Consider the following 16,811-nt stretch of genomic DNA (forward strand, 5'->3'; position numbering starts at 1 on the left):
GATTTTTATTCATCTCGTATCAGACGGGGAGAAGGCCGTTATCGATAGTATGATCGACGCAGGAATGAATATGTGTCGAAAGAATGCTGATAGCCTTCAAATGATCGCGGTCCAGCGCACATTGCAAGAGTTGCCGGTGTTCATCTGCTGCAATGCGACCTCGAAAGATAACAGCCGCAATCTGATAGCGTAGATACTGATCGAAGATTCGCGCATGCGTTTGCAGCAGCGTTTGAGATCCGCAAGCGGACACCAGTGCGTGGTGAAATGCGCGATCGTAATTCTTCCAGGCCTGGGGGTTCGAACGATCACCCGCTATGATTTGCTCTTCAAGCCGGGAGAGACGATGATGCGCGGCAACGACCTCGGCTTCCCACTCCACATCACCCCGCTCAAACGCCTTGGTGAGCGCATAGCCCTCAATAAAAATCCGCATTGACGCAATATCGCGAAAATTTTTCTGGGTGACCGGGGCAACGGTAAACCCGCGCTGTCCTTCTGCAATCACCAGACTTTCCGCGTTCAAACGATAGAGAATCTCGCGGATCGTGCTGACGCTCACGTCATAAGTTGATTTTATCTCGTCGAGCTTAAGCCTTTGTCCGGGCTTGAGCCGCCCGAATATAATATCGGACTTGATCAGTTCGTAGGCACTATCGCCTGCTGTGATGCTTTTCGAAGGGGCGTGCAAGATTGGAGCTCCGGTTACCCTTGCATTTAATTCAAAGGTTTGGCCAACTGCAAGGTCGTCGAATAAATGACATAACAAATAATATCATATGATTTTCATTTTATCTATTGATCCGCATTATCCCATGTGCCAAAAATTATACGGGAACATGGTTGAGGAGCCATTGCACACTTCGGGAGGAGACTGAAATGTATTCTATATCCAGACGCGCGTTTCTTGCAGCGACCACCGCCGCACTGCTCATTGCAGGTCTATCCAATGCCGCACGCGCCGAGGAAACGACGCTGCGTTTTTCTGCTGTTTTCTCTCAACAAGATATTCGCGCAGAAATGATGAAGCGCTTTGCTGAAGAGTTGGGCAGTGATTTCAAATATGACGGTTACTATGGCGCGACGCTCTTCCGTCAGGGCACCGAACTGGTTGCATTGCAGCGCGGCAATCTTGAGATGGGCAACATCGCACCTCAGGATATTTCAGAGCAACTTCCAGAATGGTCCATTCTAACCTCTGCTTATCTGTTCCGGGACGCTCACCATCTTACGGCTTTCTTCCAGAGCGAGGAAGGCGAGAAGCTGAAGAAGCTCGCGGAAGATAAACTGAAAATCCGCGTTTTAGGACCGACCTATTTTGGTGCACGGCACGTCGGGATGCGGACGGATAAAAAGATCAATACGCCTGCTGATCTCGCAGGCGTTCGTCTTAGAATGCCGGGCGGTGATGCGTGGCAATTCCTCGGAAGCTCTCTTGGCGCCAACCCTACACCCGTCGCCTATGCCGAGACTTACACCGCACTTCAGACGGGCGCGATTGATGCGCAGGACAATCCTTTGCCAAACGTTGAAAACATGAAGTTCAATGAAGTCATGAAGCAGATTGTTCAGACCTCTCATCTGGTTGGCTTCGACGTTCTTACGATTTCGCTTTCAGCTTGGGAGAAATTGTCACCAGAACAGCAGGCGCGCGTCCAGAAGGCAGCCGATAACGCAATCGCCTGGAGCAATCAGCAACATCTGAACAATGAAGCGGCTTTGATCGAAAAATTTAAAGCACAAGGGCTGGAAATTTACGAGCCTGATCTGGCCGCTTTCCGTGAACATGCGCAGAAATACTATGTCGATCAGGGCAAGGCCGCGTCTTGGCCCGAAGGCTTGCTGGAGAAGATCAACGCCCTCTGATCCGCTCTTTTAAGGGTGCCACTCAAAAGAGTGGCACTGTGCGCCGCTTTTTTCAAACATGAGTAATCCGATGAGAATCTCCGCAATGGGAGAATGGCTCCGGAAACGGGCTGAAAACATTCAGGCACTTATGCTGGCCGTCATGTTCTTCTCCTTTATCCTTCAAATCGTTTTTCGGTACTTCTTAAACTGGCCTACGGGCTGGTCGTCCGAACTTACCGTCATCATGTGGCTCTGGATTGTGCTTTGGGGGGCTGCATTTGTTGTGCGTGAAGACGAAGAGATCCGTTTTGACCTGATTTACGCGTCGGTTACGCGCGGCGTGCGGCGCATAATGGTGATTATCAGTTCACTGATATTGATCGGGCTTTACTTGTACTCCCTGCGCGCAAGCTGGGATTACGTCACATTTATGAAAATCCAGTCGACAGCTTATCTAAAAATCCGCTTCGATATCGTCTTTTCGATTTACATCATTTTTCTTCTTGCTGTTGTCTGCCGATACATGTGGATACTTTGGCACGCAATCTTTGATCGCGCGGCCCTCAAGCCGGAAGACGTGTCGGGGCCTGTATCATGAGTTTCATTGATCCGTTTACGGCGTGTATTGTGCTGCTGGTTACACTGGCACTGTTGGGTTTGCCTGTCGGGCATTCAATGATCCTTGCTTCGATCCTGTATCTGCTTCTCGCAGGCTTGGATATTGGCACGGCTGCGGAACAACTGCTCAACAGCATGTACACAAGCTATACGATGCTTGCCGTTCCATTGTTCATTCTGGCAGCAGAGCTCATGAATTCCGGTTCGATGACCATCCGGATTATGAATTTCGCAAATGCATTGGTTGGCCGGTTCCGGGGCGGGCTGGCTCAGGTTAATGTGCTTCAGAGCCTTCTGTTTGCAGGTATGTCGGGTTCGGCAATCGCTGATGCTGCCGGCATGGGCAAAATGATGCTCAAAATGATGACCCATAACGGCAAATACACGGCCAGTTATTCTGCGGCACTGACGGCTGTAACTGCTGTGGTGGCTCCTATCTTGCCTCCATCAATCCCGATGGTCATCTACGCCCTTGTTTCAAACGCTTCGATTGGCTTTCTCTTTCTGGCTGGCATTCTGCCCGGACTGTTGATCACTGTCAGCCAAATGATCATTGTGTCCTGGACGGCGCGCGTAAAAAACTTTCCTGTAGAGGAAGCGGTGCCTTTACGTGAACTTCCCAAGATTACCTTTCGAGCCCTCCCTGCACTGATGCTCCCTGTTGTTTTAATTGTTGGCTTGCGTGGTGGCGTAATGACACCGACGGAAGCGGCTGCCGTTGCTGCGGGATATGCGCTTTTCGTCTCAATGTTCATTTATCGTGATGTTGGCTTACGCGAGTTTTATAGTTCGCTGGTGGCGGCTGCGCGCACGACAACATCCATCGGCATGCTGATCGCCGCGGCTTTAGTTTTCAATTACATTGTCACCATCGAAAACGTCCCAAATTCCATCAGTCAGTTTCTGCTCAGCTTCGACTTAACGCCTCTGACCTTCCTTCTGATCGTGAATGTGCTGCTTTTGCTGCTTGGCGCTGTTCTCGAAGGAGCCACGATCATTCTTATCGTCGTGCCGGTCCTTATCCCGACGGCCAGCACACTCGGTATCGACCTGATCCATTTTGGTGTCGTGGTGGTGTTCAATGTAATGATTGGTTTGGTAACCCCGCCTTATGGTCTGCTTCTCTTCGTTGTGAAACGCATTTCAGGCGCGTCGATGAGCGACCTTCTCCGAGATGGCACGCCGTTTATCCTCGGTTTGCTTGCAGCGCTTGCACTCATAACCATTTTTCCAAGTATCGTCCTCTGCGTGCCGCGCTATTTCGGCTACACAGGCTAACAGGTGAATGAAATGACTAAGAAAATCTATGTACTGAATGGCCCTAATCTTAATCGGCTTGGTACGCGTGAGCCGCATATTTACGGTCACACAACATTGGCGCAGGTTGAAACAATCTGCAAAGAAGCTGCTGGAAGTGATGAGATTATTTTCCACCAGTCCAACCGCGAATATGAACTGATTGACTGGATCCATGAAGCCATTGATGAAAAAGCCGATGGGATTATTATCAACCCCGCAGCTTTCACTTTCAGTTCGGTTGCCATCATGGATGCGTTAAAGATGTTCGACGGGCCAATCATCGAGCTGCACATTTCCAACGTACATCGTCGCGAAGCGGTTTATCATAATTCGCTGATGTCCAAAATAGCGACCGCCGTGATCGCGGGTTTAGGTGTGCAGGGCTATCGTGCCGCCGTCACATCTATCAGCCATCTGGGCTCTGCGCGGAACTAGCCCACTTAAGAAGCATCGATTAAGCAAGAATATCGAATGAATTCTCATTGCCCACAACCAAAAATCGATATTGCGGTGCGGTCTACCAAGCCGGGTATTTGCAGATTTCAGGCAGGCGATTTCGCGCCACAAGTGGGTGGTGGGCATGGCTCAGTTCTGGTGGGATGGCGCATGACAGTAAAATGCCGCCCGCACCCAGAATGTATGCTGCAATGATGTTGATCATAATGCGAACGGCATAACTCTTGCAGTGCCCCGCCGGATGCCTTTGCGGTGCCCGGTTTTTGCGACAGTACCAGCCGACACCGCTCCCGCCTCAAAGCGCGAGCGGTGCGAGATCCACGTTCACTGCTTCACCACTTTCAGCCGCCGATCGGATCGCATCAAGCACGATGAGGTTGGCGGTTGCATCACGCACATTGACCAGCGGTGCGCCACCCGAGCGGACCAGTTCTGCAAAGTGAAGCAGCTGGGCCTGATAAGGATCAGTCGTCTCAACGGGGAGCGCCGTGCCAGAGAGCGGTCGCGTCCAGTCCGGTTCGCCCTCCGCCCCCCACAGGGTCAGATCCGGCAGAGAAAGCCCGGCGCGGCTACCCGCATAATGATGGGCACTGACAGGGTGGACGGGGAACCGTGCTGGATTTTCACCGGATGTCAGGTCCCACGCCCATGGGCCCACAGCAGCGTCGGAAATACACAGCGTCGCCAGCCCGCCAGAGGCAAATCGAAGGGCTACGGCTGCTGTATCCTCCACTGCAAAACCACGCACTTTGTGGCTGGTGATTGCTTTCACGCTTGCCACCTCACCAAAGAAATAACGCAAAAGGTCGACCTCATGCACGAGATTGATCAAAAGCGGTCCGCCTGCACCAGGTGCACGCCGCCATGCTGCATCGAAGTAGGAGGCAGGCTTGGCCAGTGTGCAGGTGACGCTTGCCATGACCAGTTGGCCGATCCGCCCCGCATGAATAGCCGCATGCGCGGCCTGCACAATCGGATTATGACGACGGTGATGCCCAACCAGAAGCGGCACGCCCGTTTCTTCAACAACAGCAATCAGGCTCTGGGCAGAAGACAGGCTTTCAGCAACAGGTTTTTCCAGAAGGACCGGAATGCCAGCGCGCAGCAGCACTTCGGAAACCGGAAGATGAGTCTCATTGGGCGTGGCAACAATTGCGGCCTGCACAAGCCCGGATGCGATCAGCGCATCGACATCCGGGAGGCATGGCACGCCAAGCGATTCAGCTAGCGCCCTGCCAGAGGGCGCCGGGTCAACGAGCGCTGCCAGCCGCATCCCCTCCATTCTTCCAAGCGTATCGATATGTGTGCGCCCAATGGCACCGGCGCCGATAACGGCCACAGCAATTGCATCTTTCATACAGGCCTCCTCCCCGATTCTTTTAACGAGAACAAGCAAAGCAGAAGTTAAAATGGAATTGAAGTTTAATATTGAATAGCGTTCAATTTTTTGCAATGATCCAAATTATCAGAAGAACAAACGGCCATCTTGGGAGGGACGCCGCATGCCAGCGAGACCAGAGGGTTGCACTGTCAAAACCATCATTGATGAGAAGGGCAACGCAGCATGAAGCGCATACTCGTAACCGGGGGAACCGGTTTCGTGGGTGCGCGCACTGTTGCAGCCCTTCACGCGGCAGGTCATGCGGTGCGTGTGCTGGATCTTGCGCCCCGCCCCGCCCGTTTTCCCGCAGGACTGCCCGTCGAAGTGCTTGCAGGCGATATTACAAATACCGGAATGGTCGCAGATGCTGCGCGTGATTGCGATGGAATCGTCCATCTCGCTGGCCTTATGACAGCAGACTGCGCCCGTGATCCCATTATTGGCGCGCAGGTCAATCTGATCGGTAGTCTCAACGTTTTCGAAGCGGCAAGATCAAACTGCATTCCAGTTGCCTATCTTTCCACGGCCGGTGTCTTCGGGCCCGATGATGCTATGCATCCGCGGCCAATGACGATCTACGGCGCCACGAAACTGGCTGTTGAAGGCGCGGCCCGCGCCTTCTTTCTGGATCATGGCGTACCGAGCCTCGGGCTGCGTCCCTACATCGTTTACGGCCCCGGCATCAGCTCGGGCATTGCTGCCGGTCCGTCAATCGCGCTTGCCGCTGCGGTGCGGCGCGAGCCCGCACTTATTCGCTTTTCCGGTCGCGTCGGCTTCGTTCATGTCGATGATGTCGCCCGTCTTCTTACCGCGGCGATGACGACCGCGCCGGATGGAGCCATGACGTTGACCATGGCAGGCGACACTGCTGACATAGCCGATTTCGTCGCCGAGCTTCAGACGCAATCCGGCTGGAACGGCATTACCGTCGAAGGTCCGCCATTGCGCATCCCCGCAGCGCTGGTGAGTGATCCGGTGCCTACCTTTCTTGGCCCCCAACCGGTAACGGACATCCAGAGCGGAATCGCCAGTTCGCTGGCCGAACTGCAAATGCGGATGGCAGAGGAATCGTCCAATGTTTAGTCCCCATCGTCCATTTCCCAGCCCCTGTCTCCATGGTCTTGTCAAACGTCAAGCATGCGGGCAACTGCGGGTAGACCTGACCAGGAGAGGGGTGCAGGTCTGACAATCAAATCGCATTCTCGGGAGGAGTTCGAGACACTGCGTTCCGGGCAAAGGTCGATGGATCGGCGAACGGATTTTAGAGAAACGATCATGCATGGAGGAAGATCATGATCAAGAAACTGCTTTCCACCGCTGCCGTCTTGCTAGCGCTCGGCACTGTCCCGGCACTGTCAGATATCAAGGTCGGTTCCATCGTCGAGCTGTCAGGGCCAGGCGCTGCTGCCGGAACAAATTTCCGCGATGGCGTGAAAATGGGCTTCGAAGAGATCAATGCACAGGGCGGCATTCTCAACGAACCAGTCAAGATCATCGAGTATGACAGCCAGACTGATCCGCAGGTTTCACGCGCCATGGTTCAAAAAGCGATCGACGATGAAGTCTATGCGATCATGGGCACAGTTTTCTCGTCCTCCACCGTTGTGAACATGATCGTTGCCAAGCAATATGGCATTCCACAGTTCACCGGTTCTGAGGCCCCTTCCATCACCGCCAAGGGCAACCCCTATATCTTCCGCACCGCTTTCGGCTCGCAAAAAGGCGTGCCGAAGATGGTGAAATACATGGTTGAGAACATGGGCGTGAAGAAGGTCGGCATTGCTTGGGCCAATACCGAATTCGGCAAGGGTGGCCATCAGGCCTTCATCGACGAAGCGGCGAAGGCTGGTCTTGAAATTGTCGTGGATGTTCCTTCAGAACAGGCGCAGGCAGATTTCTCCGCCGATGTGTTAAAGCTGAAGAATTCCGGTGCCGATGCCTTCTTCATCTACTACACCGAAGAGGAAAGCGCCCGTTTCCTGCGCGAGGCGCGCAAGCAAGGCATCGAAAAGCCCCTGATCGGAGAAACCACGCTCATCGGCCATAAGGTAATTGAGCTTGCTGGCGATGCCGCAAACGGTGCGATGGGCCATGTCGGTCTGACGCCGGACGCTGATGTACCAGCCCTCAAAGACATGGTCGAGCGCTTCAAGATCAAGTTCAAGTATACGCCCGATCACAACGCTATCAAAGGCTACATCGCTGCCTGGACGCTGAAATACGTCACCGAAATGGTCGGCAAGCCGGACAGCAAGGCCGTCGCCGAAAAACTGCACGGCCTGACCCTCAAAGCCTCGGACTATCCGGGCGTTCTGATGGATGTGAGTTGGGACGACACCGGCGAAATGTCACGCGAGAGCTTCTTTGTGAAGGTCGAGAACGGCAAACAGGTCGTCGACGCCATCCTGCCGCCGAACTGATCGCAGCCGATCAACATATCCGCCGGCAGCACAACGTGTTGTCGGCTTCATCACCCCATTCGCAAAGCCGACCACCAGCCCGTGAGGACATATCATGGCCGAGCTTCTACAAATCCTTGTCTCCGGCCTTGCCGCCGGTTCTATCTATGCGCTGGCCGCTGTCGGCTTCACGTTGCTCTGGCAGGCGTCACAGACGATCAACTTTGCACAGGGCGAATTCGTCATGCTCCCGGCCTTCTTCGTGCTTGTCGGCATGAATATTCTCGGGCTGTCACTCTGGCCGTCCGTCGCGCTTGCGCTGGCACTTTCGCTTCTCATTCTCGGCATTGCCTTCAAGCGGCTAATTGTTGAACCCATGCTGCCACACGGCACGCTTCCCTTGGTCATCGCAACCATAGCGCTCGGCCTGCTGATGAAGGAAAGCGTCAAGGAATTCTACGGCGCGACCGCCCAACCCTTCCCGGCCGTGTTTCCGCAAACCGTCTACCATATCGCTGGCGCCAGCGTCTCCATTCAGGATATCGGCAACCTCATCGTCTCCATGCTCGCCATCGGCGGCCTTCAGCTTTTCCTCAGCAGCACCCGCACGGGGCGCTGCATGCAAGCGAGCGCCCAGAACCCGGCGGTTGCCGAAATTCTCGGCGTCAATGTCAAGCGCATGGTGCTTTACACCTTTCTGATCAACGCCGCACTGGCGACCATTGCCTCTGTCCTGATCTCACCGATCTATCTCGCCAAGTTCTCAAACGGTGAAACACTCGGCCTTGTCGCCTTCATTGCGGCCATTGTCGGCGGCTTCAACCAGATCCGCGGCGCACTCGTCGGCGGCCTGCTGATCGGCATCATCGACAATTTCTCGGCAGTCTACATCTCTGCCCAGTACCGTTCCGCAATGCCGCTCATTCTTCTCATTGCCATCATTCTGCTGCGCCCGCAGGGCCTGCTCGGCACCCCGGAAGGGAGAACCGTATGACCCGTTATAAACCCCTCCTTCTCGCCCTCGGCATCGCGGCGCTGATTGCCGCCCCCATCGGCCAGGGCAATTACATTATCTATACCCTCTGTTCCTGGCTGCTGTTTTCCATCGCCGCCATGGGGCTGAACCTGACCCTCGGCTATGCCGGACAAGTCAGTCTCGCGCAGGCAGGCTTCATGGGCATCGGCGCCTATATCACCGCACTTATGACGCTGGCCGGCATCCACTGGGGCTTCGCCGTCATCATCGCCATTTCCGCAAGTTTTGTCGTTGGCCTGCTGCTTGGCTATCCGGCCCTTCGCGTGCAGCACCACTTTCTCGCTTTCGTGACGCTCGCCTTCAACACGCTGCTCTTTCTTGTGCTGCGCAATGAAGAGGAAATCACCGGCGGCTCCTTCGGCCTTTCCGGCATGGAACGCCCGGCTTTCTTCGGCTTCGACACCAACAGCAACATGGCCTTCTATTACTTCTCGCTGGTCTGTTTCCTTGTGGCTGCCGGTGCCATGTGGTGGATCCTGCGCTCGCCCTGGGGGCGTGCTTTCAAAGCGCTGCGTGAAAACCCGATCCGTGCCGAAAGCCTTGGTCTGAAGGTGCGTCGCCAGACCCTGCTCGCTTTCGCCATTGGCTCGGCCTTCGGCGGCCTCGCCGGTGCGCTGCAAGCACCGCTTGTGCAGTTTATCGAACCCTCCAGCTTCGCACTTATCCACTCGCTCAAGCTTCTGCTGATGGTCGTCGTCGGCGGCTCCGGCTTCTTCTTTGGACCCATGCTCGGCGCTGCCGTCGTCATTCTCCTGCCGGAAGTGCTGCGGTTTACCGAAGGCTACTACCTCATCATCTATTCCGCCCTCGTCATTCTGCTCATGATCTATTCACCCACCGGCCTTATCGGCCTCGGACGCAAACTCATCGACAAGTTCAAGCCGAAGCACGAGGCGCGTCGCGACCTGAAGCAGGGGGTTCAACTGTGAACATCCATACCCAGAACACCGAAGCGCCGATTCTTTCGGTTCACAACATCTCGAAGCATTTCGGCGGTATCCGTGCAGTAAATGGCGTCAGTTTCGATGTCCAGCGCGGCGAAATCCTCGGCCTGATCGGGCCGAACGGCTCCGGCAAATCGACGCTCTTCAACTGCATTCTCGGCCAACTACGGCCAACGGAGGGTCATTGCAAGGTCAACGGCCACTCTACAGACGGCGTGCGCCCGGCTGACCTCTCGCTGATGGGCATCGGCCGCACCTTCCAGCAGCTTTCGGTTTTCCCGAATATGACGGTGCTCGACAATGTTATTCTGGCCGGGCAAGAGCATGAAGGTTCGATGCTTTCGCGCCTTTTCGGCAAACCCGATGCAGGCCTGACCGAAAAGGCCGACCAGCTCATCGAATTCTTCCGCCTCACACCTTACCGTGACACGGCCGCCGGCTCGCTTTCTTACGGGCAGCAGAAGCTGGTGGATGCAGCCATGGCCTTTATGGCCGGTCCCGGCATCGTTCTGCTCGATGAGCCGGCGGGCGGGGTTAACCTCACCATGCTCGGTCATCTCAAAGAACGGCTCATCACCTATAACCGCGATCATGGCACGACCTTCGTCGTCATTGAGCACAACATGGAATTCGTCATGTCTTTGTGCACGCGCATCATCGTGCTGGCACAGGGCGAGATCATTGCCGAGGGGACGCCGGATGAAATCCGGTCGAACCAGATGGTCATCGACGCTTATCTGGGGGGCTGACATGCTGGAACTTAAAAAGCTCAATGGCGGCTATGGCCGCATCACCATCCTCAACGGCACGTCGTTCACCATTCCCAAGGCCTCAATCACCACGGTGATCGGGCCGAACGGCGCCGGAAAATCGACGGTGTTCAAAGCCATCTTCGGCCTTCTCAACATCAATTCCGGACAGATCCTGCTTAATGGCGAAGACGTCACCCGCAAGAGCCCGGCGGAAATGATCGCCCGTGGCGTGACCTATGTGCCGCAGGGCCGCAATGTCGTGCCACAACTTTCCGTACTGCATAATCTGGAACTCGGCGGTATTACTTCGCGAGATCAGACACGGGTTCGCCAGCGCATGGAGGAGGTCATGGACCAGTTCCCCATGCTCCGCCAGCGCAAGGACCAGAAGGCGATCGAGCTTTCGGGGGGGCAGCAGAAACAGCTGGAAATCGCTCGCGCGCTGCTGCTCGACCCTAAGATGATCCTGATCGATGAGCCGTCCATCGGCCTGTCGCCCAATCTGGTGCAGGAAGTGTTCCAGACCCTCATCCGTTTGCGCGACCAGGGCGTCACGATCCTCATGGTCGAGCAGAATGCCAAGGCCGCTCTGGCCATGTCAGATTACGGCCTGGTGCTGGAACTTGGCCAGACCCGCATGTTCGACAGGGCTGACAAACTTCTCAAGGACCCGCGCGTCGGCCAGCTTTTCCTCGGCGGCCATATTGAGGACGCTGCCTGAACGCCTCCTCCCAAGGGCGCAGCAGAAAGGCCCGGTGCGAACCTCGCGCCGGGCCTTTCCAGTTTTGAATACGATCCTCAGCCCGCAACCGCGTCACCAAGATCGGCAATGGCCACCCAAAACCCGACAGCAACCAGCGCGTGACGGCGCTTACGCATAACCCGGCCTCGGCACCATGCCCATCAGAGACTGCGAAAGGCCACCATCGACCACGAGGTCCTGCCCTGTCACGTAAGAAGCGCGCGGCGAGGCCAGAAACAACGCCACATCGGCCATATCTTCCGGCATTGCGATACGTCGCATCGGCACCATGGCTTCGCGGGCTGCCTTGACCTTCTCATCCTTGTAGAAAGGTTCGGAAAGCGGCGTGCGCACCAGACCTGGGCTTAGCGAATTTGAACGGATACCCTTCGGGCCCCATTCAAACGCCAGCTGCCGCGAGAGCATCAGGATCGCCGCCTTGGAGGCGGAATAAGCACCGCTGGCGGGTTGCGGCTGCGTGCCTGCAATACTGGCCACATGCACCAGCGCACCGCCGCCGCGCGCAATCATGCCGCGTCCGAAGGCCTGTGCCGCTGCGAGATATCCGGTCAGATTCACCGCCAGCATGGCAGACCAGTCGGCTTCCGAAACGCTTTCCAGCGGGCCGGGCCGCAGAATGCCTGCATTATTGACCAAGATGTCGGCACCGCCTTCGGCCTCAACCTTTGCTGCGGCGGCGGCCACATCGTCCGGCCGCGAAAGATCACAGGCAAGCGCCAGCGCCCCCCCGCCGAGGCTTTCTGCCAGCGGCGCTGTGCGTTGCGTGTCGCGGTCAAGCAGCACGACGCGAGTGCCCTGCCCGGCAAAAGTGCGCGCCAGCGCCTGCCCAATACCACCGCCCGCGCCGGTCACGACCACCGTTTTACCGTTGAGTCCAAGCCAACTCATAGCGATACCTCCCAGCTTTCTTCCGCCGGCGCATGGCCGACACCCCGAAAATCACGAATCGTGTATGTAATGGTGTTGCCTGCGAGCGTCTTGCCGACGGCAATTTTCACGGGAAAGCCGTGTTTCATTCCATGCCTCCAGTCACGAATTATCAACAGGCAACCTATGCGCCTACCAAGAGCAGACCAATGGACGTGCCGGTGCATTTGTTGCACAATTCAACTGGGATATATTCGGGAGGAAGCAGATGGCGCTTGACGCGACAAGCCATATTCCACATTACTATCTTTATGGCGATCAGAGCACGGACGTCGAACTCGATTTCCTGCATATGGAACCTATTCGCGACCGCAGCGGCCCGAATGACTGGCGCATCCGTCCGCATTCGCATCCTGATCACATGCAAATTCTGTTGGTAAAGACCGGCGGCGGGACGATCCGCATGGAAGACCGGATTCTGCCAATTCCGGCACCGGGCATTCTCGTCATTCCGGCCGGCATCGTGCATCAAATCGATTTTTCCCCCGGCACAGATGGCTTCGCCGTCACCGCAGCACTTGGCTGCCTCAAGTCCGCGTCCGGTGCTGATCCGCGCTTGTCAGGGGCGGCAGAGCGCCCCGCCGTCTATCCGTTGGAAGGCACCGGCGTCAACATTCCGGCAGTCTTTGATACATTTGATTGGCTGCACCGGGAATTCATCTGGTCCGCCCCCGGTCGACGCACAGCCATCATGGCGCAATACATGCGCATTCTCGTCGTGGTCTTGCGCCTTTTCGTGACTCATAACGATCCGGGCATTGCGACGCCGGATCGGGATTATGCTCTGCTGGTGCGCTACCGCGCCCTTCTTGAAACCCACTTCAAAAGCCAGCGTTCGCTCGCCGTCTATGCCGGCGATCTGGCTGTCACTCCGGCACGCCTGAACGCGGCTTGCAAAGCCCGTACCGGCAAGACAGCATCCGATATGCTTTATGAGCGGATCGTTATTGAATCAAAACGCTACCTTGCCTATACGGAAAGTAGCATTTCTCAGGTAGCGCATCTGCTGGGGTTCGAAGACCCAGCCTATTTCAACCGCTTCTTCACCCAGCGGGTTGGCCTGTCACCGGGTGCATATCGCAGGCAGGCCATGCTGAAAGAAGCCTGACACGTCCTTCTTTGTACACGCAATATTGACCCCGACATAAGAAAATCAGATGTCAGAAATCTGCGTCAAACCCACTTCATAGACTGATCTATGACCGGAAGCGGCTTAAGGACAAACTGCCGTCAAAACGGCAGTCCGACATAATTCTCGGCCAATTCCTTGCGCGCGGTTTCCGATTCTGCCAGATGGGCGAGCGTTGCGTGCCGCATCTGCCCGGCGAAACTATCTTCCCCTTCAAAGCGGTGCAGCATGGTCGTCATCTGCCAGGAGAAGCGCATGGCTTTCCAGATCCGCCGCAATGCGCGCTCCGAATAAGCATCAATTCCACCTTCCCTGCCATGCTTCAGCGCATCAATGAGCGCCTGGTGCAAGTAGAACACATCTGAAACCGCAAGGTTGAGCCCCTTCGCGCCCGTCGGCGGCACGATATGCGCCGCGTCCCCCACCAGAAAAAGCCTGCCCCAGCGCAGCGGTTCCGAAACGAAACTGCGCAGCGGCGCAATGGACTTCTCAATTGAAGGCCCAGTTACCAGCCGCTCGGCAGCGCTTGAAGGAATACGCCGGCGAAACTCGTCCCAGAACCGATCATCTGACCAGTCCTCGACCTTGTCCGCCAATGGCACCTGCACATAATAGCGCACGAGGTTGGCATTCCGCATCGAAGCCAAAGCGAAGCCGTGTGGCGAATTCGCATAGATCAGTTCATCATTCACCGGAGGCGTCTGCGACAGGATTCCCAGCCAGCCGAAGGGGTAAACACGTTCGAATTCGCGTCGCTTCTCCTCCGGAATCGTTTTACGGCTGACACCGTGAAAACCGTCGCATCCTGCTACATAGGCACAAGTCAGTGCTTTGCGTTCGCCATTCACCGTATACTCGACCTTCGCCTGCGCCCCGTCGAGATCGAGAATGCGCACATCCTCCACGCCGTGAATGACAGTGGTGCCCATCGCATCCTGCGCCTGATACAAATCCTGCGTAACCTCCGTCTGGCCGTAGACCATGACGCGCTTGCCGGTGAGTGCCTTGAAATCGATGTGAACCATCAGGTCCGGATCGGTGATGTAGGTCCCGTCATGCGGAAAACCCTCCGCATCCATCCGTGTGCCAACGCCCGCCTCCCGCAGAAGTTCAACCGAGCCCCATTCGAGAATGCCGGCACGAATGCGCGATAACACATGATCGCGCGTGCTGCGCTCCAGAACAATCGTCGCGATGCCCGCACGGTTGAGCAATTGCGACAGCAGCAGACCGGAGGGTCCTCCACCAATAATGACAACTTGAGTATCCATAACAATTTCCCGAATTGTTCTCCCTGGCGTTTTTGTACCGGGCATGACGACATTCGCGAATGGACAGAGCGAGTATAAAATGGTACTATTCGTGCATGGCGTTGCAATCGCAAATACCTGTCTTCAATCTCTTTGGCGAAACGTCATCCTTTCCCGATGTTGCCCATTGCGAACGGATCTGGGACCGCGCGCGTCTGCATGACTGGCGGATCGCTCCACACCGCCACCAAAAGATGACGCAAATCTTTTTTGTCGAGCATGGCGCAGCACAAATTGGTGTCGACGGCGTCTCGGTGCATCTTGGCGATGGCGATTTCCAGTTCATTCCGGCGCAATCCGTTCATGAACTTGACATTGCGCGCGGGAGCGAAGGACTGGTGCTGTCCTTCCCGATCGCTCTTTTTGCGGGCCTGCACAATGCAGCGCTGGAACGCAGTCTGGCGCGACCGTTTGTAGCCCAAGCCGATGCACGTTTACGCGGCATTCTGAAAGAAATTGCCGTAACCTTTGCCGGCAAAGCTCCATTCCGGGATGCGATCCTTATGGCGCTGGCGCAGGCGGCTCTGGCGGTGACAGCGGATATCGCAACCCTCAGTGCTGAAGCAACGGAGCCGCTGCAACAGCGGCGAATGCTGGAATTCGACCGTCTGCTGGCAGACCATCTTTCATCCGGCTGGGGCGCGGCGGAGTTTGCCTCTGCCATGTCGATCACACCGGGGCATCTCAGCCGAATCTGTCGCATGGCGACGGGCGATAGCGCGACGCGCCACATCGAGACCGCACGCATGGCCGAAGCTGGCCGACTTCTGGCCTTCACCCGGCTTTCCGTTGCCGAAATCGGCTATCGTCTCGGCTTTGCTGACCCGCCCTATTTTTCGCGCCGTTTTCGCGCGGCAACGGGTGAAACCCCATCTCAATACCGCAAGCGCTATCTCGGCTAAAAATTTTCCAGCAAAAGGGCGCAGCGATTTGCGTGGGAGAGTGCTTAAAAACAAACACATAGAGCAAGCGTATCGGGTACGATTAAACGCGGCACGCTCTACCCGCCTTGCGGCATTTTTCGATGGTATTGGCTAGCATCGTCAATTATGCCAAGGCAAAGTGGCAGGGAACGTGCTACATCGGCAACCACCTGTCGACGGCAGACATGCATCCAAGCGGGTTGATTGCGCCTCAGGAGGGTTTATGGACGAAAACAGTTTCGATCTGCAGCGCTGCATTGGCGCACTGAGCACCAGCTTTTCCAGCCGCCTCGGCGCCGGCGCATCCCAGGAGTATCACCGCCGTTTCGGCATCGGCGTCGTGGAATGGCGGGTTCTTTGCCATCTTGCCGTCGAACCCTGGTCGAACGTCATTGCCATGGCAAATTCCATCGGGCTGGACAAGAGTTCCGTCAGCCGTGCCCTTTCCGCCATGCAGGAAAAGGGACTGGTCAGCGCCCGCGACGGCGCACGGCGCAAGCGTGAAATGGCCCTGACCAACGCGGGATGGGCGCTCCATCAAAAAGTGCTTCCCATTGCCCGCGCCCGTGAAGCTGCCGTGCTGCAGGGCTTCACGGCGGAGGAGTTCGAAACCCTCCTCGGCTATTTCCACCGGTTAATCGCCAACCTGCCGAATGTCGAGGAAGACGCGCAGAGCCGGGCCGCTCAGGACAGCGACGCGAGCGAAGCCGCCTTGAGCAGACAGTCTTCCTGAGCCACCACGAGGTGCGCAGACGCCTTCAGGTAGGCAGGAAAGTCGGGATGGCTGTCACGGGCAGCCCATCGGGCCTCCATATCGCTCATGTCACGATAGGCCCACAGATGAACCACCTGATTGAGCGACCCGACGGCACTGGTGTAGAAGCCGATCGGCGCGCCCAGTGTTTCGATTAAAACCGGCATAGCAAGCCGGTCGAAGACCTCGAGAAACTCGCCCATCTTGCGTGGCGCAATCGTATAGTAACGCAGATTGACGAGCGGACGGTCGGCGGGGGCAGTAAACATTCT

At 56.3% G+C, this 16,811-nt stretch carries 19 protein-coding genes; 13 read left to right on the forward strand and 6 right to left on the reverse strand.

All coding sequences use genetic code 11. From position 1 onward, the window contains the following. Positions 1–19: 19 nt before the first annotated feature. A complete protein-coding gene (locus ABE527_RS15810; protein ID WP_499697491.1) occupies positions 20–691 on the reverse strand; it encodes a GntR family transcriptional regulator in 672 nt (223 codons plus the stop codon). A gap of 188 nt (positions 692–879) precedes the next feature. On the opposite strand from ABE527_RS15810, the gene dctP reads away from it, so the two are divergent. The 4 genes from dctP (at position 880) to ABE527_RS15830 (ending at position 4,200) form a co-directional block, all read left to right on the forward strand. After that, positions 880–1,866 carry a TRAP transporter substrate-binding protein DctP gene (dctP, locus tag ABE527_RS15815; RefSeq protein ID WP_499694855.1) on the forward strand — a complete coding sequence of 329 codons (987 nt, stop codon included), beginning with the start codon at positions 880–882 and terminating at the stop codon, positions 1,864–1,866. 70 nt (positions 1,867–1,936) lie between these two features. Continuing rightward, the gene (locus tag ABE527_RS15820) at positions 1,937–2,446 is read left to right on the forward strand and encodes a TRAP transporter small permease (RefSeq protein WP_265985951.1); all 510 of its coding nucleotides are present in this window, start codon (positions 1,937–1,939) and stop codon (positions 2,444–2,446) included. Continuing rightward, entirely contained in the window at positions 2,443–3,744 is a 1,302-nt protein-coding gene (locus ABE527_RS15825) for a TRAP transporter large permease (protein WP_265985952.1), read from the forward strand. The genes ABE527_RS15820 and ABE527_RS15825 overlap by 4 nt, the downstream gene beginning before the upstream one ends. A 12-nt stretch (positions 3,745–3,756) precedes the next feature. Further along, the gene (locus ABE527_RS15830; protein ID WP_265985954.1) at positions 3,757–4,200 is read left to right on the forward strand and encodes a type II 3-dehydroquinate dehydratase; all 444 of its coding nucleotides are present in this window, start codon (positions 3,757–3,759) and stop codon (positions 4,198–4,200) included. Positions 4,201–4,516: 316 nt separating this feature from the next. On the opposite strand, the gene ABE527_RS15835 is transcribed toward ABE527_RS15830, so the two are convergent. After that, the gene (locus ABE527_RS15835; protein WP_499697494.1) at positions 4,517–5,578 is read right to left on the reverse strand and encodes a Gfo/Idh/MocA family protein; all 1,062 of its coding nucleotides are present in this window, start codon (positions 5,576–5,578) and stop codon (positions 4,517–4,519) included. A 207-nt stretch (positions 5,579–5,785) separates the two neighbouring features. Between ABE527_RS15835 and ABE527_RS15840 the strand changes: the two genes are divergently transcribed. The 6 genes from ABE527_RS15840 (at position 5,786) to ABE527_RS15865 (ending at position 11,454) form a co-directional block, all read left to right on the forward strand. Next, positions 5,786–6,685 (forward strand): NAD-dependent epimerase/dehydratase family protein, encoded by a 900-nt coding sequence (locus tag ABE527_RS15840; protein ID WP_499697496.1) that lies wholly within the window; start codon positions 5,786–5,788, stop codon positions 6,683–6,685. Positions 6,686–6,894: 209 nt separating this feature from the next. Further along, the gene (locus tag ABE527_RS15845) at positions 6,895–8,022 is read left to right on the forward strand and encodes an ABC transporter substrate-binding protein (protein WP_265985831.1); all 1,128 of its coding nucleotides are present in this window, start codon (positions 6,895–6,897) and stop codon (positions 8,020–8,022) included. 94 nt (positions 8,023–8,116) lie between these two features. Beyond that, positions 8,117–8,995: a branched-chain amino acid ABC transporter permease gene (locus ABE527_RS15850; RefSeq protein ID WP_499697498.1), complete on the forward strand. Its 879-nt coding sequence runs from the start codon at positions 8,117–8,119 to the stop codon at positions 8,993–8,995. Continuing rightward, positions 8,992–9,966: a branched-chain amino acid ABC transporter permease gene (locus ABE527_RS15855; protein WP_499697499.1), complete on the forward strand. Its 975-nt coding sequence runs from the start codon at positions 8,992–8,994 to the stop codon at positions 9,964–9,966. The genes ABE527_RS15850 and ABE527_RS15855 overlap by 4 nt, the downstream gene beginning before the upstream one ends. Beyond that, positions 9,963–10,730, forward strand: a complete 768-nt coding sequence (locus tag ABE527_RS15860; protein WP_265985834.1) for an ABC transporter ATP-binding protein — start codon at positions 9,963–9,965, stop codon at positions 10,728–10,730. Before ABE527_RS15855 ends, ABE527_RS15860 begins: the two co-directional genes overlap by 4 nt. Position 10,731: 1 nt before the next feature. Further along, the gene (locus ABE527_RS15865; protein WP_265985856.1) at positions 10,732–11,454 is read left to right on the forward strand and encodes an ABC transporter ATP-binding protein; all 723 of its coding nucleotides are present in this window, start codon (positions 10,732–10,734) and stop codon (positions 11,452–11,454) included. Positions 11,455–11,604: 150 nt separating this feature from the next. On the opposite strand, the gene ABE527_RS15870 is transcribed toward ABE527_RS15865, so the two are convergent. Then, a complete protein-coding gene (locus ABE527_RS15870; RefSeq protein WP_499697500.1) occupies positions 11,605–12,384 on the reverse strand; it encodes an SDR family NAD(P)-dependent oxidoreductase in 780 nt (259 codons plus the stop codon). Continuing rightward, positions 12,381–12,512 carry a hypothetical protein gene (locus ABE527_RS15875; RefSeq protein ID WP_499697501.1) on the reverse strand — a complete coding sequence of 44 codons (132 nt, stop codon included), beginning with the start codon at positions 12,510–12,512 and terminating at the stop codon, positions 12,381–12,383. Before ABE527_RS15875 ends, ABE527_RS15870 begins: the two co-directional genes overlap by 4 nt. A gap of 119 nt (positions 12,513–12,631) precedes the next feature. Between ABE527_RS15875 and ABE527_RS15880 the strand changes: the two genes are divergently transcribed. Beyond that, positions 12,632–13,531 (forward strand): helix-turn-helix domain-containing protein, encoded by a 900-nt coding sequence (locus ABE527_RS15880; protein WP_499697502.1) that lies wholly within the window; start codon positions 12,632–12,634, stop codon positions 13,529–13,531. A gap of 122 nt (positions 13,532–13,653) precedes the next feature. Here the strand turns inward: ABE527_RS15880 and pobA are convergent, their stop codons facing one another. Further along, complete coding sequence (gene pobA / locus ABE527_RS15885) at positions 13,654–14,823, reverse strand: 4-hydroxybenzoate 3-monooxygenase (protein ID WP_499697504.1); 1,170 nt, start codon at positions 14,821–14,823, stop codon at positions 13,654–13,656. 95 nt (positions 14,824–14,918) lie between these two features. Between pobA and ABE527_RS15890 the strand changes: the two genes are divergently transcribed. Together ABE527_RS15890 and ABE527_RS15895 are read left to right on the forward strand one after the other, a co-directional pair. Continuing rightward, a complete protein-coding gene (locus ABE527_RS15890) occupies positions 14,919–15,764 on the forward strand; it encodes a helix-turn-helix domain-containing protein (protein ID WP_265985839.1) in 846 nt (281 codons plus the stop codon). 244 nt (positions 15,765–16,008) lie between these two features. Then, the gene (locus ABE527_RS15895; protein ID WP_499694866.1) at positions 16,009–16,518 is read left to right on the forward strand and encodes a MarR family winged helix-turn-helix transcriptional regulator; all 510 of its coding nucleotides are present in this window, start codon (positions 16,009–16,011) and stop codon (positions 16,516–16,518) included. On the opposite strand, the gene ABE527_RS15900 is transcribed toward ABE527_RS15895, so the two are convergent. Then, complete coding sequence (locus ABE527_RS15900) at positions 16,470–16,808, reverse strand: NIPSNAP family protein (RefSeq protein ID WP_499694867.1); 339 nt, start codon at positions 16,806–16,808, stop codon at positions 16,470–16,472. The genes ABE527_RS15895 and ABE527_RS15900 overlap by 49 nt on opposite strands. Between the last annotated feature and the right edge of the window lie 3 nt (positions 16,809–16,811).

Source organism: Brucella sp. TWI432, assembly GCF_039674445.1.
Taxonomy (GTDB): Bacteria; Pseudomonadota; Alphaproteobacteria; order Rhizobiales; family Rhizobiaceae; genus Brucella; species Brucella chromiisoli.